Genomic DNA, 18,842 nt, shown 5'->3' on the forward strand with positions numbered 1-18,842 from the left:
AAACTTTATATATATCTAGTTTTATGAAGACTTAATAAAATAAGCTTTTTAAATTAAATTTCTGGCGAAAATCCGAGTCGTGACAAAACAAACCACAGATACACATTCAGAAAAGTCTGAATTAAGTAAAAAGGCACAAACTATAGATAACTATATAAAGAAAGATTAACAGTCGTTTAGCCATAGGGAAAAATTGGTACTTAGGGGCATTAACTGCCCCACAGAATCCAGCCTAAGTAGTTACTCAGTATGCCCCGTTATTTTTGGGTAGAATTACCACATCAACAGTTTTCAAGATGATCCATAAATCAAGCCATAAATTCCTAAATTTGACATAATGCAGGTCTATTTGGACTCGCCGAGGGTAAGGAATGTCATTACGCCCGGATACCTGCCACAAACCAGTAATTCCTGGACGGATTGTTAAAATCTCATCAATGTGATAACCGTATTTTGGCAGTTCTTCTGCTACCAAGGGTCGAGGGCCGACTACACTCATATCCCCTTTTAAAACGTTCCAGAACTGGGGAAATTCGTCTAAGCTAGTAATTCGCAAAAATCGACCAATTTTGGTAATCCGGGGGTCTTGTTTTAGCTTAAAACTGCTCTCAAATTCTTGTCGCAACTCGGGTGATGTTTCCATCATTTGCATGAGGATTTCGTCCGCATTGCTTACCATTGTTCGGAATTTAATACAATTAAACGCTTTGTAATTTTTCCCTACCCGTTCCTGGATATAAAATATTGGGCCTTCTGAGCTGAAGGCAATCAGCAAGGCCAAAATTAAGTAGACGGGGAAGAACAAAATTAATACCGACAGCGAAAACACTATATCGAACAGTCGCTTGGCAAACTCTCCGTTTAAACCCTGAAAAGATAAACCTTTGGGTTTAACTTTTGGCGTCTTTGTTTTTTGATTGCGTTTTAAGAAACGCGTAGACGCTCTAGTGTCTTGCCTTACGCCTCGCTTGCCGGAGAGGAGTGAGCTCTGGGCAGTCATCATACTCCTTAATAATCCACACCACACATAGTCCCAATATTAAAGCCAAAATGAGGTGCTTCTGGGGGAAATTGCCAAAAGCCTAAAAAAATCAGACATTAATCAAGACCATCATTGTAAAAATGGTCTTTTTTCGTTGCATTTGTTTACAAAATCTAAATAACGATCTGCAAAATTTTGGGGTGAGAACTGCTCGGCGTGCGATCGCATATACTCGGAACTGAACGAACCCTCATACATTTCAAACTTTTCTACTGCCTCCACCAAAGCTGCCTCTGTTTGCGTCCTGAAAAATATACCTGTCCCTGTATCCACACCAGAGTGGATATCTCGCACTGTTTCTAAAGCGCCTCCTGCACCGTAAGCAATCACTGGCGTGCCGCAGCCCTGTGCCTCCACTAGAGCGATACCAAAATCTTCACAAGCTGCATATACAAACGCCTTAGCCCTAGACATATATTTTTTTACCACATTATCGGGTTGCCATCCCAGTATTTGGATGTTGGAGTTTGCCATCTCGCGAATCTTGTTCATTTCATCTCCTGTACCAATGACTACTAATGGTCGTTTTAGTTGATTAAAAGCCTTGACAATCAACGATATTTGCTTGTAACTCACTAACCGGGAAACTGTCAGGTAAAAGTCTTCTTTCTTAGACAGAAATGGAAATTCTGCAATATTCACTGGTGGGTAAATGACTGTTGCTTCTCGCCGATAGCAACGCCAAATCCGCCGAGCTGTATGTTGCGAGTTAGCAATGAAGTAATCAACGCGATTGGCACTCAATACATCCCACTGGCGCAAACGATGTAATAAATATCGCGTCACCCAGCCAGGTAAACCACTACCCAGTTTGCTGTGGTGCAGATAATCAAAAGTCAAGTCCCAGGCATAGCGCATAGGGCTGTGACAGTAACAAATATGCATCTGTTCGGAAGTGGTAAGGATTCCTTTGGCAACAGCGTGAGATGAAGACAGAATTACATCATAATGTCGCAAATCAAGTTGTTCAATTGCCAAAGGCCACAAAGGTAAGTATTTTTGTATACCGTTGCGGGCATAGGGAAAGTTTTGGAGAAACGTCTTGCCAATTTGACGTTTGTATAAATAACTTTCTCTATTGCTGGATTCAAAATCGATGAGAGCATACAAATCAGCATCAATGTGATTCAAGATTTCTCGGACAACGAGTTCTGAACCACCTGTGGCTTTGGGTGTCAGCCACTCATGAACCAGAGCATATTTCAAGGGCACAGCTAACTTGAATAAGTGGAAAATACAAAGGCTAACTTGATGACGTTAACTGAAAAGTTCCCCCTTGTGATTAATTAACGGGAAGCGCCCCAGATTAGCACATAAGACGGAATCTTTTCCTCAGAGGTTCCAGATGGATGCTGCAACCTGATAATCTCAGATTGGGGAATGGGGCATTGGGGAGGCAGTAACGGGTACGCAGGGGTTTTCCCAAGTGGAGGAGGCAGTGCAGTCTTGGGGTCTCCCCAAGTGGAGCAACTGCCGTCAACTGCCGTCATTGGGTATGGAGAAGAGACAAGGAAGAGGGAGAAGACAAGGGAGAAAAGAAACTTGTTCAATAATTTCCCATTGTCTTTTTTGTACCCCTTGTCTCCCTACTCCCTTGAAGACAACTGATATAGAAAGGTGAATTTATGCGAATTCTGATTATGGGTGGTACTCGGTTCATTGGTGTGTATTTGACTCAACTACTAGTGGAACAAGGACACGAGGTGGTGCTGTTCAATCGTGGAAATCGACCAGCACCTTCTTTACAGGGAGTAGGACAAATTATAGGCGATCGCACTAATCCTACTCACTTGAAGGAAAAATTATTACAAGAGGACTTTGATGTTATTTTTGACAATAACGGGCGAGAACTGACAGATACTCAACCACTAGCCGAGATTTTTCAAAACCGAGTGCAACATTTTGTGTATATGAGTTCTGCGGGGGTGTATCTCAAATCTGACCAATTGCCCCACGTAGAAGGTGATGCTGTAGATCCCAAAAGTCGCCATAAAGGTAAACATGAAACAGAAGCTTATCTGACTCAATTGGGATCACCATTCACTTCTATTCGTCCTACTTATATTTACGGCCCTCGTAATTATAATGAGTTGGAAGGCTGGTTTTTTGACAGAATTGTACGCGATCGCCCCATTCCCATCCCCGGAAATGGTTTGCATATCACCCAGCTAGGTCATGTAAAAGATTTGGCGCTGGCAATGACTCAGGTTTTGGGCAATAAACAAGCCATAGGACAGATTTATAATATCTCAGGCGATCGCTTTGTCACTTTCGATGGTTTAGCCCGTGCTAGTGCTGTAGCGGCTGGTAAATCACCCGATGCTATCAAAATTGTCCATTACGACCCGAAAAAGTTTGATTTCGGCAAGCGTAAAGCTTTTCCAATGCGGGTACAGCATTTCTTTGCTTCGGTGAATAAAGCGCAAACAGAATTAAACTGGCATCCTGAATATGATTTGATTTCTGGGTTACAAGATTCTCTGGAAAATGACTATTTAGCTAATGCAAAAGATAAAGCTGAAGTAGATTTCTCTGTAGATGAGGAGATTTTACAAGCGTTGTGAGTAGCCAGGACGAATAGAATTTGCGGCTATACAGGCAAAGTCCACCTCCGCGGACTAAGGTCAAATTAAGGGCTTGAAACCCACAAAGGTGGGTTTTGTTTCGTGTAGACGCGGTTTCTAACCGCCCGTTTCGCTGATGTGATCGCAGCATCATAACTCATCAGGGTTAACGCCTAACTCGCGCAGTTGTGCTGCTAATCTATTAGCACGTTGACTTTCTCGTTCTAGCGGCGTGGGAAGCCAATTCCCGAATGCATCATACCAACGTAGCCACAATCGCTCAATTCCTTGGTAAGAACCTTGCCAAAGTCCTAAACCCAGTCCCAAACCTGGCATCCACACCCGTGGAGTACTCAAGTCCAATTCGCTGTAACTATCTGCAACTAATTGGAATACTTGGAGTTTGTCAGTGTATCGGTCAAAAACAATGTAGTAAGGAACTCGCAAAATTCGCTCATAAACTTCCCATTTAGTCGGCGGTTGGTTAACCTCCCGTAGAGTTTGTCCTAAGTCTTCTTTTTCAGTGCCAGGGGAAAGCAATTCTACCACTACAAAAGGAGCGACCCCTTCTTGCCAGATCACATAACTTAGACGCAAGTTTTGCTGTTCGTAGAGACGTGAAACTCCCACAGCAGCAAACCAGTCCGGGCGTTTGTACCATAGTGTATGCCGGAGATCATAGTAAAGATTTAAGTCACTGGCAACAAATACCTCCTCTGCTGGATAGTTAGGTGGACAGAAGGTTTCGCGCAGAAGTTGGGGCTGAAAAAGGTGAAATTCGTCAGGCAAACCAGAGTCCTCTGGGTATTCACTGGGAAGATCATACATGGTTGGTAGGACTTCTTTGGGAGATAGAGGCGGGTCTGTTTGGTACATAAGGAGAATCTTGACCGACTAACTTTAAGTTAACGGATCGCGGTAAAGGTTTGGCGAGAATCAAAATCAAAAATATTTTCTTCTACTTGGGAAAGACGCGAGAAATTGCGTCTTTAGTTTTTACTGGAATAGGAATGACAATTTTTTGATCAAGGAAGGCAAATCTTTTTTAGAATTGCCTCAAAGCTACTAAAACTAGTTTCTGCAAATGCTGTTGTTGGTTGATAAAATGAGCCAGGTTGTGCAATATCCACTCCAGAATGTTCTAGAAGCCCGTGCCCGCTTGGGTGAAGGCCCTATCTGGGATTCTACCCAAAACCTAATTTACTGGGTTGATATCTACAACCATCGGGTACATCAGTTCAATCCTGCTACAGGGAAAGACTTGTTTTTTGATGTGGGAGATGTAGTAGGTGCGATCGCAACAGCAGGTAAAGATAGATTAATTATGGCACTACGTCATCACCTGGCATTCCTCAACACCCAGACAGGCGAAGTTACTCCCATTTTGGAGATTGAAGCAAATCAGCCAGAGAACCGTCTCAATGATGGCAAATGTGACCCTCAAGGTCGCTTTTGGATCGGTTCAATGTCTTCTTCAGAAAAACCTCAGGCTAGTCTCTATCGTTATGATGCTGATGGTTCATTGCATGTAATGGAAACAGGATTGACTATTTCTAATGGCTTGGGTTGGAGTCCTGACCAAAAAACATTTTATTTGGCTGACTCTCCTCACCAAAAAATATATGCTTATGACTTTAATTCAGTAACAGGCAATATTATCAACCGCCGAACTTTTGTTGATTTAACTCATGAATCTTTCTATCCAGATGGGTTGACAATAGATAGTCAAGGAAATATTTGGTCAGCTATGTGGAATGGTTGGTGTGTGATTCGTTTCAATCCCAAGGGTGAAGAGATATTGCGGATTAATCTACCCGTTCCACTCGTAACAAGTTGCACCTTTGGTGGCGAAGATTTGCAAACACTCTACATTACTACCGCTTCAGTTGGACTCAGCCAAGCCGAAATTGATAAAAGTTTCTACTCAGGTGATTTGTTTGCTCTGCAAACTGATGTTACTGGATTACCTAGCTATAATTTTTAGGAATTAAACTGAAAGGAAACGTTTGCAGTCAAAGGCTTTGGCAGTGGTTTTCCTTGGGTTTGGTAATCTTCAATCAAAAGTTCCAGCACTTGCTCACCATTACTTAGAGCATCTGCGTAGGTATTTCCATGAGTATGTGCATAGGGGCCAAACTCAGGTAGGCTGACAACGTACTTTTTATCTTCATCAGACCACTGAATAACAATACTATATTGTGGTTTCATTCTTGTTCTCCTTTGTCTTCTTCTTCCTCCAGTTGTTTTATTTCTATGAGCGCATTTTTAACATCTTTTTCTTGGTAACGATCTGCATCTGCTCCATCTTTGCCAGACAAAGTGAGGCTGTAAAGTAGCAAAGGATGGCTCCATACGGTATGACTGCCTTTGCCGCTTCTATAAATGAATCCAGCTTTTAGGAGCATTGCTTTTAGTTCCCGGATTTTCTTGGGCACTGTTAGAAATTTCTGACTAGCTACAAATATTTTGTCATGATTATCTAGGAAAATCTCAGACTTATAACGATGATACAGTAGATGTTTTTAATCAGCAGTGCTAGCTTTTTGCGGCAAAAGATAAATACCCCCAGAGATTAAAGTCAAGGTGACAGAAACCCAAAAGGCTATCAAAGAGGGAGTTTGCCACACTTCAGGTAAGGGTGCAATTAGAAGTGCGATCGCAACTATTTGACTAAGAGTTTTGAGTTTACCCCAAATATTCGCTCCGGTAATTGTCGTTTGATTCACTCGCCAACCAGCGATCGCTAATTCCCGCGCTAAAATCAAAAACACTCCCCAAGCCGGTATTTTTTCTAGTTCAATCAAAACCATCAATGGCGCTAGTACCAGAAATTTATCCACTAAGGGGTCGAGAAATTTACCCAACTCACTAATTTGGTTGAGTTTTCGCGCTAAATAGCCATCTAACCAATCAGTTAACGCCGCAATGATAAAAATCGCCAAACATATCCACCTAGCTTGTGGTGTGGGGTTGTACAAGCCATAAAGCAGAAATGGTACACCTAGAAGGCGAGAGAAGGTAATCCAGTTGGGTAGCGTCATTGAAAATTCAAAATTCAAAATTAACAAGTGTAAAGCAACAACCTGGCAAGCAAATATGCAAAATATATGCAGATTAGTGTATCTGAGTGTGCCTGCGTGGGAAAATCTGTTTTCTGAAGCTCTCTTAAAACAATACTATGACTGAACACACAGACTCTCAATTCCGCATCGAACGCGATTCGATGGGCGATCGCCAAATTGCTAGTAGCGTTTATTACGGTATACAAACGCTACGAGCCATAGAAAACTTCCCCATTAGCGGCATTAAGCCTTTAGCTACCTACGTAGATGCCGGATTAATCATAAAAAAAGCTACAGCAATTGTCAATGGAGAACTAAATTGCATTCCCCAAGATATTAGTCAGGCGATTGTGCAAGCAACTGATGAAATCTTAGCTGGGAAGTTCCGAGAGCAATTTGTTGTCGATGTTTATCAGGCGGGTGCTGGAACATCCCACCACATGAATATCAACGAAGTTTTGGCAAATCGCGCCTTAGAAATACTTGGTGAAGAAAAGGGCAATTATAAACGTGTTAGTCCCAACGACCACGTTAATTATGGGCAGTCTACCAATGATGTGATTCCGACTGCAATTCGGATTGGTGGATTATTGGCATTATCCAAAACATTACACCCAGCAATAGATGGTGCGATCGCATCCTTAGAAAATAAAGCTGTAGAATTTCAAGATATCGTCAAATCTGGCAGAACCCACTTACAAGACGCAGTACCCGTGCGTTTGGGTGAGAATTTTCGGGCTTGGGCGCAAATTCTTACAGAACACCAAAACCGGATTTACACCGCCTCTGGAGATTTGATGGTGCTGGGTTTGGGAGGTAGTGCAGCCGGAACGGGTTTAAATACTCATCCTCTATATCGCGCCCGTGTGGTAGAAGTCCTTTCAGAATTGATTGATACTCCATTAGAACCTGCACCCCATCTCATGGCAGCCATGCAAAGTATGGCCCCATTTGTAAATGTTTCCGGTGCTTTACGCAACTTAGCGCAAGATTTAGCCAAAATATCTCACGATTTGCGGCTGATGGATTCGGGGCCAAAAACAGGCTTAAAAGAAATTCAATTGCCCCCAGTGCAACCCGGTTCCTCAATTATGCCAGGAAAATATAACCCAGTGATGGCAGAGATGACATCAATGGTGTGTTTTCAGGTGATGGGTTACGATAGTGCGATCGCATTAGCCGCACAAGCTGGACAATTAGAATTAAATGTGATGATGCCACTGATTGCCTATAACTTAATTCACAGTATCGAAATACTGGGCAATACTATCGCTGCACTCACCGAACGCTGCATCGATGGAATTATTGCTAATCAGGAACGTTGTTTAGCTTATGCCGAAGGCAGTTTAGCTTTAGTAACCGCACTAAATACCCACATCGGTTATTTAAATGCCGCAGCTGTCGCCAAAGAATCTTTAGAAACTGGTAAATCTTTACGGCAGATTGTCTTAGAACGAGGATTGATGAATGAGGCAGAATTAGCCACAGTGCTAAATCTAGAACAGATGAGTGGTATCTTAGCGCTCAAAACAGAATAATAGGGTATTGGGGACTGGGGATTGGGTATTGGGTACTGAGAAAGTATTCCTAAATATTTATTTCCTAGTCCCCAGTCCCTAGTCCCCAGTCCCCTATCTATACCATGCAGACTCAAAAATCATCTGTCAGTCTCATTCGGGCTACATCTTATGAACGAGAGGCTTTACGAGAATCTTTAGTTACACTGCTAGAACCTTTTGGAGGAATGGCAGCGTTTGTTAAAAAAGGCGATCGCGTTTTACTAAAACCAAATCTACTTACAGGCTCACGTCCTGGTAAAGAGTGTATCACCCGTGCCGAACTAGTTTACGAAGTTGCCCAGATGGTAATTGAGGTTGGCGGTAAGCCATTTTTGGGCGATAGTCCGGCTTTTGGTAGTGCCAAGGGCGTAGCAGTAGCAAACGGCTATCTGCCTATTTTAGAAGAACTCAATCTTCCCATCATCGATTTTCACGGTCAACGTTACCAAACCGTTAGTGATAATTTTAACCATTTACGCCTGTCAAAAGAAGCGATGGAAGCAGATGTAGTAATTAATCTACCGAAAGTTAAATCCCATGCCCAGTTAACATTAACACTGGGCGTAAAAAACTTGTTTGGTTGCGTCCCCGGCAAAATGAAAGCTTGGTGGCACATGGAAGCTGGAAAAGATGCGAATAGATTTGGTGAAATGTTAGTAGAAACTGCCAGGGCAATTAATCCTAACTTAACCATATTAGATGGAATCATCGGTCATGAAGGAAATGGCCCCAGTAATGGAGAACCTCGCCATTTGGGCATTTTAGCAGCTGCATCAGATATATTTGCTTTAGATCGGGCAATGGTAGAAATCCTCAATGTTCCTCCAGAACAAGTACCTACAGTTGCAGCTTCTCAAAGACTAGGAATTTGTCCAGAACTTGCTGCTATAGAGTTTCCGCATTTAAATCCTGACTTATTAAAAATAGAAGATTGGCGACTACCAGACAATTTGATGCCTATCGATTTTGGTATGCCCCGCGTAATTAAGTCTACGTTTAAGCATCTTTACACTCGATTTATCAAGGAACCAATAAGTGTTTATGGAAGGGAGTAGGAAATGGGGAATGGAGAGTGGAGAGAGATGAAGGGGAGAAGAATTAATAACCAATGCCCAATACAACTCTTCGAGAGGCTACTTCGGCTTACCTGGACTTCTCTACGAGACGCTACGCGTTAGCGGAGCTTTCGCTTTAGCGATACGCTCGGCACAAGTCGCTCAGTACAAGTGCGCCAACCGCAACTCTTAAAGACGCACTCACGTTCGCTAAGTACAAATGCCCAATGCCCAATTTAATGCAAACTTCGTTACAGCAATTTCGTTTATTAGCAGAGTAATCTGTAATTACCCTCCGATTGCTTAACCAGACCGCCCTATGATAGTTAGTGGCGGTTTTTTTAGCTGATTAATTTGTTACACAGTTTCTCTTATTAGATTTTGATTAATCCAAAAATTTATACAGATTTTAGGATCTAGAAATTTGAATTGAGGATTTTGTTCAGATATTATAAGCAAAATCTGACGATAACCCTCTACACCTCTATACCTCTACGCCTTCTTCTCAAATATTTTTTACTCTACCTATATATAGATTGACAAAATAACTGTGATATTACACAGATTTAAAAATTGAAATTCTGAAATATTTGTTTAGTGGTCTTACTGAATGTATGCTGCATAACACAGTTGAGGTATCTGTATTATTCGGTAGTTACGATTGGTTACAAAAATCATTCCTACCTATTTCTGATCTAGTGTCAAATATTGTTCTGTATAACTACCGTCTAACAATCGAGATACTGTATTTTTATCAGTACAATTGCTAATTTGTGTCCTGTATCACAAATTAGTAATTCCAGTAAAATGACCTTATGAAAGGCGTTGCAGGATGTTATAATCATGAAGTATGGGACAAATAGATTTTGCTAATTAATCTTTAAGCAGCGAAAAAATGTTGTTTATGATGCTGTTAAAGTTAACTTTGCGTATGCGAACCGTTACACCATACAGGGAAACATCTGAAGATATTAATCAAAAAATAAAACATGATTTGTTGACTTGTAACTTGGTATTAATAATTTTAGGTATAAAAACGCTATTATGACAGGTGTATAACCGATTTAGGTTGTAGAATGCTACACATTTTACAGTTTAAAAATAGCTAAAATAGCATCAAGGCTCTCACTCAGAGAGTAGACCTACACAGTGTTACGAATAACTTCAATTTTGTATGAATTCAAATAGCCAGTCTGCCAATTCTGCCGACACATATTCCCAACGTTTGGCAGACATCGTGGGAACTGCGATCGCTCTGTTGACTCTCACTCTACCCGTGTTTGTCATTGCTCACTATTCTTCAACTAATGTCCAAATTAACCAGCAACCTCTAGTTCAAAACCTCAAAGGAAGTCAAGATTGATAAAGCTTCCCATTCATATTTCACCAGCAGAAGAGAGCTACAATCCATATACTGTAGGTGTGAACGCCAAGTAAAACCAAACGATCTGGAAGATTTGTTTTAGCAACCAATGTCTTCGATGCTGAAAAACTTAGCAATGACAATTTTTCTTATGAATACTAAGAGGATGTTTTAAAAGTCCCTAAAGCATAACTTTGCAGTCTGCGCTAGGTTAAACGCAGACTGCAAATCAAGGTTTTGCTATGTACTGATACCATTTCTCTATGAAGCTGCACATTATTTTGATCCCTGCCAACCTCTCCTTAGGGACTTCCAACTAAAAAAATAGGAAGGCATGGGGAGAAAGAATTGGATAGTGACGTTGGATGTAGGAATTGAGTAATTTAATTCTTGGATGTCCCTTAGCAAAGGAAGGTGTCGCAGGCGCCAAGTTCTTTCTCTGCGTCTTCATCAAGAAATAGTATCAAATGCTTTGCTGTACTAACTATAAGAGCAAAAGACTCTTTTAAAAGATCCTCTTAAGCATAGCAGTTTACTAAGCTTGGTTTCATGTTTGTCAAAGACCATTTATTTGTCCTTATTAACTTCACCTGGTTTGACGCTTAATGGAACCGTATTGCAATGATTGCAGGTATAACTAGCTAATACCGCGTAAGAATGTTGTACGGCATTATCCATCTCAATCCTTTATAGGATAGAAACTTAACTCAATTTTCTGCTAGCTTACAAACTTATGAAGTACCCACTACTACCCTTGATTCTTTAATTGATCAGTTTGGGACTCCGGAATACATAAAAATTGATGTCGAAGGATATGAATTAGAGGCATTGAAAGGGTTGTCTCGTCCAATAAAATTAATTAGTATAGAAGCTAATCTGCCAGAATTCCGTGAAGAAACAATTAATGGTGTTTTGCACTTATTTGAAATAGAAAATAAGGCACTATTTAATTATGTTTTGAATGATACTAAAAATTTTGAACTCGATACTTGGTTAGACTATAGAGGAATAATTGACTTTCTCAAAAATACCAATTTAAGGTATATGGAGATTTATTGCAAAATGGAATAATTGTTTGTTAAATATTTTAGGTAATTGATTATAGGGCGATCGCCAACCATAGCGGTTTTCACTTAAGTGAGATACAACAAGCCCACCCCCCAAGCCCTAAAAGCAAGCTAGAAAGGGAATATTAAGAGAGCAAATGAATACTTTGAGAAGAGATCCACATATTGCCCTAAAATTCTACACGGGGAGCGAAGCTGACTGAGTGCCCCGATGATTTATTGTTATCAGAGGATTTTTTTGTGGATTTATCTCGTATTCCTGCTCAACCGAAACCGGGTCTAATCAACGTTCTGATTGAAATTACTGGCGGAAGTAAAAATAAATACGAATATGACAAGGAACTAGAAGCTTTTGCTCTAGACCGAGTACTTTATTCCTCGGTAAAATATCCTTATGACTACGGCTTCGTACCCAATACTTTGGCTGATGATGGCGATCCCCTAGATGGTATGGTCTTAATTGACGAGCCGACCTTCCCCGGCTGTATTATTGCCGCGCGACCGATTGGCTTCTTGGAGATGATTGACGGTGGCGATCGCGATGAAAAAATCCTTTGTGTTCCTGACAAAGACCCGCGTTACACTCAGGTAAAATCCCTGAATGATATAGCACCACACCGCTTAGAGGAAATTGCCGAATTTTTCCGTAGTTATAAAAATTTGGAAAAAAAGGTGACTGAAATTCTCGGTTGGCAAGATGTGGACAAGGTTGCAGCAATAGTTGAAAAATCCGTCAAAGCTTATAGAGGATAATAGAGGAGTTAGGAGTTAGGGGTTAAGAGTTATGAATTTTGATTCCTAACTCCTCACTTTGATAACTTTCCCTTGTTACGGATTTTAAAATCTGCCACCAACCCGAAACCAGAATGCAGCGTACTCTCCTTTTGGCAAAAATTCATAACTGCACCCTCACAGGGGCGAATATCAACTACGTTGGTAGTATCAGCATTGATGAAATACTTTTAGAAAAAGCTGGTATCTTACCTTATGAACAGGTGCAAGTAGTTAATAGTGCCAACGGTCAGCGCTTTATTACCTATGCGATCCCGGCTCCAGCCCATTCAGGAGTTATTGAGTTAAATGGGGGAGCAGCACGTCTAGGCATTATTGGCGATCGCTTGATTATAATGACTTACGGGCAGTTCACTCCAGAAGAGTTAAAAAGTTACTCTCCTACGGTAGTCATTGTGGACGAAAAAAACAGGCTGTTGGAAGTGCGGCGCTACGATGACCTGCTCAGTAAGGTCTAAATTTCAAGAAAAATGTCAAATTTTGAGTTGTCGGGTTCCCAAAGCTACATACCTGAAAAGTCCGCTACCCTGCCAAGTAATCCAGCAGGTGAATTTCTCGTGCAATTCTGGGGTGTAAGAGGTTTGATTCCCACCCCAAGTAGCGACACCAACCGTTATGGTGGTAATACCGCTTGTTTAGAAATGCAGGTAGCTGGGAAACGCTTGATTTTTGATGGCGGTACTGGCTTACGGATACTGGGTAAAACTTGGCAAGAACTACAACAGCCATTAGAAGCCCATTTATTTTTTACCAATTGCCAATCAAACCGAATTCAAGGGTTTCCCTTTTTTGCTCCTGCATTTATTGGAGAAAATTGCTTCCATATTTACGGCACAGCTGCCTCAAATGGAGCCTCAATCAAACAATGTCTGTACGATCAGATGCTCCAGCCACACTTTCCTTACCCTTTACAGGTAATGCAGTCGGAATTGCAATTTTATAATCTGACTCCAGACAGTGACGTGAAGTTAGATGATGTCACCATTACAACTGCATTAATTAATCAAACTCAGAGGTCAGTTGGCTACCGAGTTACTTGGCAAGAGTATAGTGTTGCCTACATCACAGATTTGCACCAAAATGCCGATCAAGTGGAGCGAGAGCGGATTTTAGAGTTTATTAAAGGCGTTGACTTGCTGATTGCCAATGCTACTTACACTCCCCCGACATCTCACAACCATGACTGTGCTGATTTACTCTGGCAAGCTGCGGTGAATGCAGCTCTGAGTGCTGGCGTTCAACGGCTAGCCATTTCTCATCATCACCCAGATGACCATGATGATTTTCTTGATCGGGTGCAAGTCGATATTAAATCTGCTTTTCCTCAAGCCATATTAGCCCATGAAGGTCTAATATTAACCGTTGGTAAGTGATTTGACTCGATTGGCAGTTTTTAATCAGTGCTAGAACGATGCTTACGGTGGCAAGCTACCCACAAGCACTTACTTGTCAATTCGCTTTTCTGTTGAGATGGCGCGATCTGGTGTGTAAAGGCGGATTGTCTCGTAGATTGTGAGGTAGAACGCTATAATTTACTCAACTTTGTAATCATTTTCAACCTGAGAGTTGATAGTCTAATTTGATCATGAGTACTCTCAATCAAGTGCTGGAAGACGCTTTGCAACTTTCCTCCGAGCAGCAAGAAATGCTGATCAAGATTCTACAAAACCGCCACTATGAAAATCGTCGTGCAGAAATAGCTACAGATGCTCAACAAACCCTAGCTGATTTCCATACAGGTAAATTTCGGCATCAGTCAGCCCAAGATGTTATTGCAGCATTACGCCAGTCTTTAAACGAACTAGAGGAATGAGACTGCTGGTTTTGACCCCAAAATTCAAACGAGCATTTCGTAGGTTTGTGAAACGAAATGCTGAACCAGTGGATTTCATTTTGAGACGACACGCGCCTGGGGCACAGCAATACTGTGCCCTTACTATTCTACACAATTTAAATCAGCTACATTGCCCCTACGAAGCATTTTGCAACTCGGCTGTGCGGACTGAAAGCTGCTCTGTCTTATTACCCCGTTGCACTTTCACCTGTAATATTTGACCAAGGCGGCTGTCTTCCACAACATTCTGTAATTGTTCAGCACTGGTAATTGCTTTACCATCAACTTGCAGAATTACATCCCCGCGCCGGATACCCGCAGATGCAGCTGGAGAATTGGGGACAACTCGCATGACGAAAACCCCATTAATTTCTGGTATCTGAGTAGGAGAGTTGGGATCGGTGTTATTTTGCTTGGCGAGATCGGGTGTCAAAGTTAGCATTTGCACACCTAGATAGGGGTGAGCAACTTTGCCATCACGTTGCAATTGTCCTGCGATCGCTTTAGCTTTATCAATAGGAATCGCAAACCCAATTCCCATTGCATCAGGGCGAATGGCTGTATTAATACCAATTACTTCACCTTGACCATTCAATAGTGGCCCGCCAGAGTTACCAGGGTTAATAGCGGCGTCTGTTTGAATAAAATCCAAACGTTTATCACTAATACCAACTTGGGCGCTAGAACGTTTGAGGGTACTGACAATTCCCAAGGTAACGGTATTATCAAATCCCAAAGGATTACCAACTGCGATCGCCCAGTCTCCTACTTGTACATTACTGGAAGAACCCAAGGGCGCGACTGGTAAATCGCTACCAGCGTTAATCTTGACTACTGCCAAATCTGTAACTTCATCAATACCTTGAACTTTCCCTTCAAAGGTGCGGCCATCTTTGAGTCGGACTGTTACTTTATCAGCCTTATCGACCACATGAGCATTAGTCATAACTAACCCGCTCTTGTCAATAATGAAACCTGAGCCTAAACCGCGTAACTGCTCAGAAGGCGGCATCTGTTGGGAGAAACCGTCACCGAAAAACCGCCGGAAAAAGGGGTCTTCCATAAATGGATCGACGCGACGAGTAATTGTCCGCTCAGTATCAATTCTGACAACTGCTGAACCAACACGATTCACTGCTGCTGTCACAAAGCTACTGCTACCGATCGCACCACTGGCTGGTGATTGCCGTTGGGCAATCAGTTGTGAATTATCACCAGCAGTTACTAGGGGTGCGGGTTCGGCTTGGGAGGGCAATACCTGCAATGTGCTAACCGTTAGCAAAACTCCTAGCGCGATCGCTAAAACATGAGTACTGAGTTGACGTAAAGACCGGGGTAATTTGGGAAATCGCATAATCACAACCTAATTTATAAGCTTAATTGTTGCTTAGTCGTGACAAATCTATTTACAGTTATTTTTACTTTAGGTTTCGCCTGTTTTCACTACTGGAGTTAGGGCATTTTGCGAACAACCTGTAATCAACTTAATAGAAAATTTAACCCAAAAGCTATTATGGACATTTACCCTTTACAAGTTCGGTTTTTACCCATCGATAGAACTTTTGGATTGCTAATTAAGACTAGTCTTCTGTCTGTTTTAACCGTGGACTATGGAAGTCCCTAACTTTTGTATAAAATTTCATTCCGATTAGCTGCGCCTAGCTGGGGTAAAGAGTTGATGACTGAGTGGGGAGTGAGGGCAATAGGAACTGTGGGAGGTTGTTGTAATTGTTTGACAACACTTTGTAAGAGTTGGTCTTGTCCAGTACGGAAACCCCAGACATTTGTCCCACGATTGATAATAGCAAACCAAACCAAACCGCGATCGCGTGTGGGCATCACTCCCGCTAAAGCGCTTACATCCCGGAGAGTACCAGTTTTGATCACAGTCGCAAGGGGAATGTGTCTGGTGTGCAGTGTCCCCCGGTGATCGAATCCAGACATGGGGAACAAGTCAGCAAGATTCAACTGATGGGCAGATGCCTCAGCTTGAATTGCCATAAACATGGCACAAACAGCCCTGGGGGAAATGCGATTTTCCGGCCCCAGTCCAGAACCATTGATTAACTGAATTTCCGCTTGTGGCACCCTAGCCAGGTTAGCAGCAGTTGATTGCACTACAGCCGCTCCCCCCACTGATTCTGCCAGCATCTCTGCCATATCATTGTTACTATAAACATTCATTTCCTTGAGCAGTTGCTTCAAGGGTAATGAGCGATGACGCAGTAACAAAGTTTGTTGATTTGGTTGCGCCTCAACTTTCACCCCACCTGCAATGATAACTTGAGGCTTGGGCGTTCCCTTGGGCATGATTGAGTGTGTATAAATAGCGGGGCGACCCCAAGTCGCACGATTTAGTGTTTGCTTGAGCATCAAACCCGCCAGCATCGGCTGACGTTGGAAATTCATGGCAAAATTGCCACTAACGATCAAATTTCCCTTTATTTGCTTGATACCCATTTGATTGAGAGTATTACCAAGAGCGATCGCTTCTTCCCAAACAAACAAAGGATCGCCACGGCCAGCAACAACCAAATCGCCCTGCACAACCCCATTTACTACAGGCCCAGTAACACTCACCAAAGTATCAAATTGGTAATCTGGCCCCCAAGTTTTCAAAGCAACTAGGGAAGTGGCAATTTTGGTTAAAGAAGCAGCCGGTAGAGGAGTCGTACCTTGGTGATTTGCCATCAACATCGGCCCCGACTGCATCCAAATTCCCTGACTCTCAGCCAGATTTTGCGCCACCACCTTTGATGTTATGAGCTTTTTCAGATATTCCTGTACCGTAGTCGCCCCTGCTGGATTTGGATCGGGGGCAATAACTAAGCCAGGGCTACTTTGCCAAGTTAGTGCATCTAAGGCATCTAGAGGCTTGATTTGTACCCCAGCCATTTCCAGCCAAAGCGACACCAAACCTGAACCCAATAATTCCAGCATCTTTTATTCCTCTGTCAGGATTTGAAACGTTGTTTACTGTGCTAATATACAAGTTTTTTTCAGACAATCAGTATTGAGTCATAATAACTGGTGTTTTTCTCATCTGTAAGTAGGGTGAATAATATTGTTTTTGTAGCTCTTTGGAAAATGCCAAAATGCCCATTGCTCAAGAAGATACCCGCATGAGATTTCTGATAAAAATACTTATACAGTAGACTTTTTTTATATGAAGAGACTACGCAGTTAGCTTGATTCAGAAACAGGCGATGTCTACGACACCCTACGCCTACGAAATTTTATAACCTTGAAGGTAAGAAAGGGAAGTAATTCAAAATTCTCCCCTTGCATTTTTTATACTTACTTCCTTTCTGGATGCGCTGCATCCTCTAATGAAGGAGTACCTATCTGGTTAATTATGGCAATCATCTGATACAAACGCCCTAAGTCGCGTTGATTGAAGTACAAAATCAGGCGGGGTAGTCCAGCAGTTTCATCTTGGGCTTCTTGAGGTAATGCCTGACTTTTTTCAATCCTTCCTTGAATAATAATGTCGCTAAAATCAGTATTGAGTCTCTCTACAAGCGCGTCTGATATATCTGTCTTCAAGCGGATGACTAACTTATCGCCTACATATCTACAGGAGTGATAAACCTGGTAAAAACGGGTGATAGCGTCGCAAGCCACATCCAGGTTATCTGTCACCGTGTAAAGGCTGGGGTCTTCAGGACTGACAAGACCATTTTTTACTAATTGCTTATCAATGTATTCGCTCCAAGAGCGCCAGTAATCACCACCAGGGCGATCGATTAAAACTAGAGGTACTGGGCCAAATTTACCGTTCTGACTTAATGTCATACATTCAAAAGCTTCATCTTGAGTGCCAAAGCCTCCCGGAAACAAGGCTACAGCATCACTTTCTTTCAGGAGAAATAACTTGCGGGTAAAGAAATATTTGAAGTTAATTAGCTTGGGATCGCCCTCTATAAAGGGGTTTGCTTCCTGTTCAAAGGGTAGCTGAATGTTTAATCCAAAGGAATTTTCTCGCCCTGCACCTTCATGACCCGCCTGCATGATTCCACCACCACCGCCAGTCATCACCATAAATCCCAATTGAGAAATAGCACGAGCAAACTCAAGGGCCATTTGGTACTCTGGTGTATCTGGTGCTAGACGAGCAGAACCAAAGATAGTAACTTTGCGAACGTGTCGGTAATCATAAAAAAGCTGGAAACCGCGCTCCATATCTGCTAATGCAGCCGACAATATTTTCCAATCGAGACGCTCAATTTCGGTATCAGCTAGACGAATAATAGTAGCAAGTGCTTGCTGAATAAATTGCCGATTTTTTAATGTCGGTAAACGAGCGACCAATTCAGCGATATCCGCCTGTAAAGACTCTAATGTGTCAAACGACGCAGATGAGGTCATGAGAACTGCTGCAACAATGGCACTATATTTTACGTGAACTACTCACACTCTAGCAAGCTGAATATGTGTAGGCAGAATGACGAACCGCCTTCGCAGAGAAGGCGCAGAAGATATGGAGGAAGAGAAAATGCGATCG

At 42.2% G+C, this 18,842-nt stretch carries 18 protein-coding genes and 1 pseudogene; 10 read left to right on the forward strand and 9 right to left on the reverse strand.

Annotation, left to right across the window (positions count from 1 at the left end):
• Positions 1 to 244 precede the first annotated feature (244 nt).
• Positions 245 to 1,000 carry a sugar transferase gene (locus RMX98_RS12950; protein ID WP_322677272.1) on the reverse strand — a complete coding sequence of 252 codons (756 nt, stop codon included), beginning with the start codon at positions 998 to 1,000 and terminating at the stop codon, positions 245 to 247.
• Between the two features lie 111 nt (positions 1,001 to 1,111).
• On the reverse strand, positions 1,112 to 2,254 hold the full coding sequence (locus tag RMX98_RS12955; RefSeq protein ID WP_322677201.1) for a glycosyltransferase: 1,143 nt from the start codon (positions 2,252 to 2,254) through the stop codon (positions 1,112 to 1,114).
• A gap of 413 nt (positions 2,255 to 2,667) precedes the next feature.
• Between RMX98_RS12955 and RMX98_RS12960 the strand changes: the two genes are divergently transcribed.
• Complete coding sequence (locus RMX98_RS12960) at positions 2,668 to 3,606, forward strand: NAD-dependent epimerase/dehydratase family protein (protein ID WP_322677200.1); 939 nt, start codon at positions 2,668 to 2,670, stop codon at positions 3,604 to 3,606.
• 150 nt (positions 3,607 to 3,756) lie between these two features.
• Here the strand turns inward: RMX98_RS12960 and RMX98_RS12965 are convergent, their stop codons facing one another.
• Positions 3,757 to 4,482 (reverse strand): Uma2 family endonuclease, encoded by a 726-nt coding sequence (locus RMX98_RS12965; RefSeq protein WP_322677199.1) that lies wholly within the window; start codon positions 4,480 to 4,482, stop codon positions 3,757 to 3,759.
• A 229-nt stretch (positions 4,483 to 4,711) separates the two neighbouring features.
• On the opposite strand from RMX98_RS12965, the gene RMX98_RS12970 reads away from it, so the two are divergent.
• Positions 4,712 to 5,590, forward strand: a complete 879-nt coding sequence (locus RMX98_RS12970; RefSeq protein WP_322677198.1) for an SMP-30/gluconolactonase/LRE family protein — start codon at positions 4,712 to 4,714, stop codon at positions 5,588 to 5,590.
• Here the strand turns inward: RMX98_RS12970 and RMX98_RS12975 are convergent.
• From RMX98_RS12975 to pgsA, 3 genes are all read right to left on the reverse strand, one after another.
• Entirely contained in the window at positions 5,587 to 5,814 is a 228-nt protein-coding gene (locus RMX98_RS12975; RefSeq protein ID WP_322677197.1) for a type II toxin-antitoxin system HicB family antitoxin, read from the reverse strand. The genes RMX98_RS12970 and RMX98_RS12975 overlap by 4 nt on opposite strands.
• Positions 5,811 to 6,041 carry a type II toxin-antitoxin system HicA family toxin gene (locus RMX98_RS12980; RefSeq protein ID WP_322677196.1) on the reverse strand — a complete coding sequence of 77 codons (231 nt, stop codon included), beginning with the start codon at positions 6,039 to 6,041 and terminating at the stop codon, positions 5,811 to 5,813. Before RMX98_RS12980 ends, RMX98_RS12975 begins: the two co-directional genes overlap by 4 nt.
• Positions 6,042 to 6,128: 87 nt before the next feature.
• Positions 6,129 to 6,647 carry a CDP-diacylglycerol--glycerol-3-phosphate 3-phosphatidyltransferase gene (gene pgsA, locus RMX98_RS12985; protein WP_322677195.1) on the reverse strand — a complete coding sequence of 173 codons (519 nt, stop codon included), beginning with the start codon at positions 6,645 to 6,647 and terminating at the stop codon, positions 6,129 to 6,131.
• Positions 6,648 to 6,784: 137 nt separating this feature from the next.
• Here pgsA and RMX98_RS12990 point away from each other — a divergent pair, with 137 nt between their 5' ends.
• From RMX98_RS12990 to RMX98_RS13025, 8 genes and pseudogenes are all read left to right on the forward strand, one after another.
• Positions 6,785 to 8,206 (forward strand): aspartate ammonia-lyase, encoded by a 1,422-nt coding sequence (locus RMX98_RS12990; RefSeq protein ID WP_322677194.1) that lies wholly within the window; start codon positions 6,785 to 6,787, stop codon positions 8,204 to 8,206.
• A 104-nt stretch (positions 8,207 to 8,310) separates the two neighbouring features.
• On the forward strand, positions 8,311 to 9,282 hold the full coding sequence (locus RMX98_RS12995; protein WP_322677193.1) for a DUF362 domain-containing protein: 972 nt from the start codon (positions 8,311 to 8,313) through the stop codon (positions 9,280 to 9,282).
• Between the two features lie 1,174 nt (positions 9,283 to 10,456).
• On the forward strand, positions 10,457 to 10,645 hold the full coding sequence (locus tag RMX98_RS13000; protein ID WP_322677192.1) for a hypothetical protein: 189 nt from the start codon (positions 10,457 to 10,459) through the stop codon (positions 10,643 to 10,645).
• Between the two features lie 735 nt (positions 10,646 to 11,380).
• Positions 11,381 to 11,716 (forward strand): annotated as a pseudogene (locus tag RMX98_RS13005) (FkbM family methyltransferase); the annotation flags it as partial.
• A 236-nt stretch (positions 11,717 to 11,952) separates the two neighbouring features.
• Positions 11,953 to 12,465: an inorganic diphosphatase gene (locus RMX98_RS13010; protein WP_322677191.1), complete on the forward strand. Its 513-nt coding sequence runs from the start codon at positions 11,953 to 11,955 to the stop codon at positions 12,463 to 12,465.
• Positions 12,466 to 12,578: 113 nt separating this feature from the next.
• On the forward strand, positions 12,579 to 12,962 hold the full coding sequence (panD, locus tag RMX98_RS13015; protein WP_292767098.1) for an aspartate 1-decarboxylase: 384 nt from the start codon (positions 12,579 to 12,581) through the stop codon (positions 12,960 to 12,962).
• A 12-nt stretch (positions 12,963 to 12,974) separates the two neighbouring features.
• Positions 12,975 to 13,877: an MBL fold metallo-hydrolase gene (locus RMX98_RS13020; protein WP_322677190.1), complete on the forward strand. Its 903-nt coding sequence runs from the start codon at positions 12,975 to 12,977 to the stop codon at positions 13,875 to 13,877.
• A gap of 212 nt (positions 13,878 to 14,089) precedes the next feature.
• Complete coding sequence (locus RMX98_RS13025) at positions 14,090 to 14,317, forward strand: hypothetical protein (RefSeq protein ID WP_322677189.1); 228 nt, start codon at positions 14,090 to 14,092, stop codon at positions 14,315 to 14,317.
• Between the two features lie 157 nt (positions 14,318 to 14,474).
• Here the strand turns inward: RMX98_RS13025 and RMX98_RS13030 are convergent, their stop codons facing one another.
• The 3 genes from RMX98_RS13030 to RMX98_RS13040 form a co-directional block, all read right to left on the reverse strand.
• Positions 14,475 to 15,692 carry an HhoA/HhoB/HtrA family serine endopeptidase gene (locus RMX98_RS13030; RefSeq protein WP_322677188.1) on the reverse strand — a complete coding sequence of 406 codons (1,218 nt, stop codon included), beginning with the start codon at positions 15,690 to 15,692 and terminating at the stop codon, positions 14,475 to 14,477.
• Positions 15,693 to 15,958: 266 nt separating this feature from the next.
• Entirely contained in the window at positions 15,959 to 17,278 is a 1,320-nt protein-coding gene (locus RMX98_RS13035; protein WP_322677187.1) for a D-alanyl-D-alanine carboxypeptidase, read from the reverse strand.
• Between the two features lie 357 nt (positions 17,279 to 17,635).
• On the reverse strand, positions 17,636 to 18,706 hold the full coding sequence (locus RMX98_RS13040) for an LOG family protein (protein ID WP_322677186.1): 1,071 nt from the start codon (positions 18,704 to 18,706) through the stop codon (positions 17,636 to 17,638).
• Positions 18,707 to 18,842: the final 136 nt, after the last annotated feature.

Origin of the sequence: Nostoc sp. DedQUE02 (genome assembly GCF_034531035.1) — a bacterium.
Classification (GTDB): domain Bacteria; phylum Cyanobacteriota; class Cyanobacteriia; order Cyanobacteriales; family Nostocaceae; genus Nostoc.

Bases quoted from the DNA above. Each gene is read 5' to 3' on its own strand.
- RMX98_RS12950 (WP_322677272.1), bottom strand. From the start codon at position 1,000: ATGACTGCCCAGAGCTCACTCCTCTCCGGCAAGCGAGGCGTAAGGCAA.
- RMX98_RS12960 (WP_322677200.1), top strand. From the start codon at position 2,668: ATGCGAATTCTGATTATGGGTGGTACTCGGTTCATTGGTGTGTATTTG.
- RMX98_RS12965 (WP_322677199.1), bottom strand. From the start codon at position 4,482: ATGTACCAAACAGACCCGCCTCTATCTCCCAAAGAAGTCCTACCAACC.
- RMX98_RS12970 (WP_322677198.1), top strand. From the start codon at position 4,712: ATGAGCCAGGTTGTGCAATATCCACTCCAGAATGTTCTAGAAGCCCGT.
- RMX98_RS12975 (WP_322677197.1), bottom strand. From the start codon at position 5,814: ATGAAACCACAATATAGTATTGTTATTCAGTGGTCTGATGAAGATAAA.
- pgsA (WP_322677195.1), bottom strand. From the start codon at position 6,647: ATGACGCTACCCAACTGGATTACCTTCTCTCGCCTTCTAGGTGTACCA.
- RMX98_RS12990 (WP_322677194.1), top strand. From the start codon at position 6,785: ATGACTGAACACACAGACTCTCAATTCCGCATCGAACGCGATTCGATG.
- RMX98_RS12995 (WP_322677193.1), top strand. From the start codon at position 8,311: ATGCAGACTCAAAAATCATCTGTCAGTCTCATTCGGGCTACATCTTAT.
- RMX98_RS13000 (WP_322677192.1), top strand. From the start codon at position 10,457: ATGAATTCAAATAGCCAGTCTGCCAATTCTGCCGACACATATTCCCAA.
- panD (WP_292767098.1), top strand. From the start codon at position 12,579: ATGCAGCGTACTCTCCTTTTGGCAAAAATTCATAACTGCACCCTCACA.
- RMX98_RS13020 (WP_322677190.1), top strand. From the start codon at position 12,975: ATGTCAAATTTTGAGTTGTCGGGTTCCCAAAGCTACATACCTGAAAAG.
- RMX98_RS13025 (WP_322677189.1), top strand. From the start codon at position 14,090: ATGAGTACTCTCAATCAAGTGCTGGAAGACGCTTTGCAACTTTCCTCC.
- RMX98_RS13030 (WP_322677188.1), bottom strand. From the start codon at position 15,692: ATGCGATTTCCCAAATTACCCCGGTCTTTACGTCAACTCAGTACTCAT.
- RMX98_RS13035 (WP_322677187.1), bottom strand. From the start codon at position 17,278: ATGCTGGAATTATTGGGTTCAGGTTTGGTGTCGCTTTGGCTGGAAATG.
- RMX98_RS13040 (WP_322677186.1), bottom strand. From the start codon at position 18,706: ATGACCTCATCTGCGTCGTTTGACACATTAGAGTCTTTACAGGCGGAT.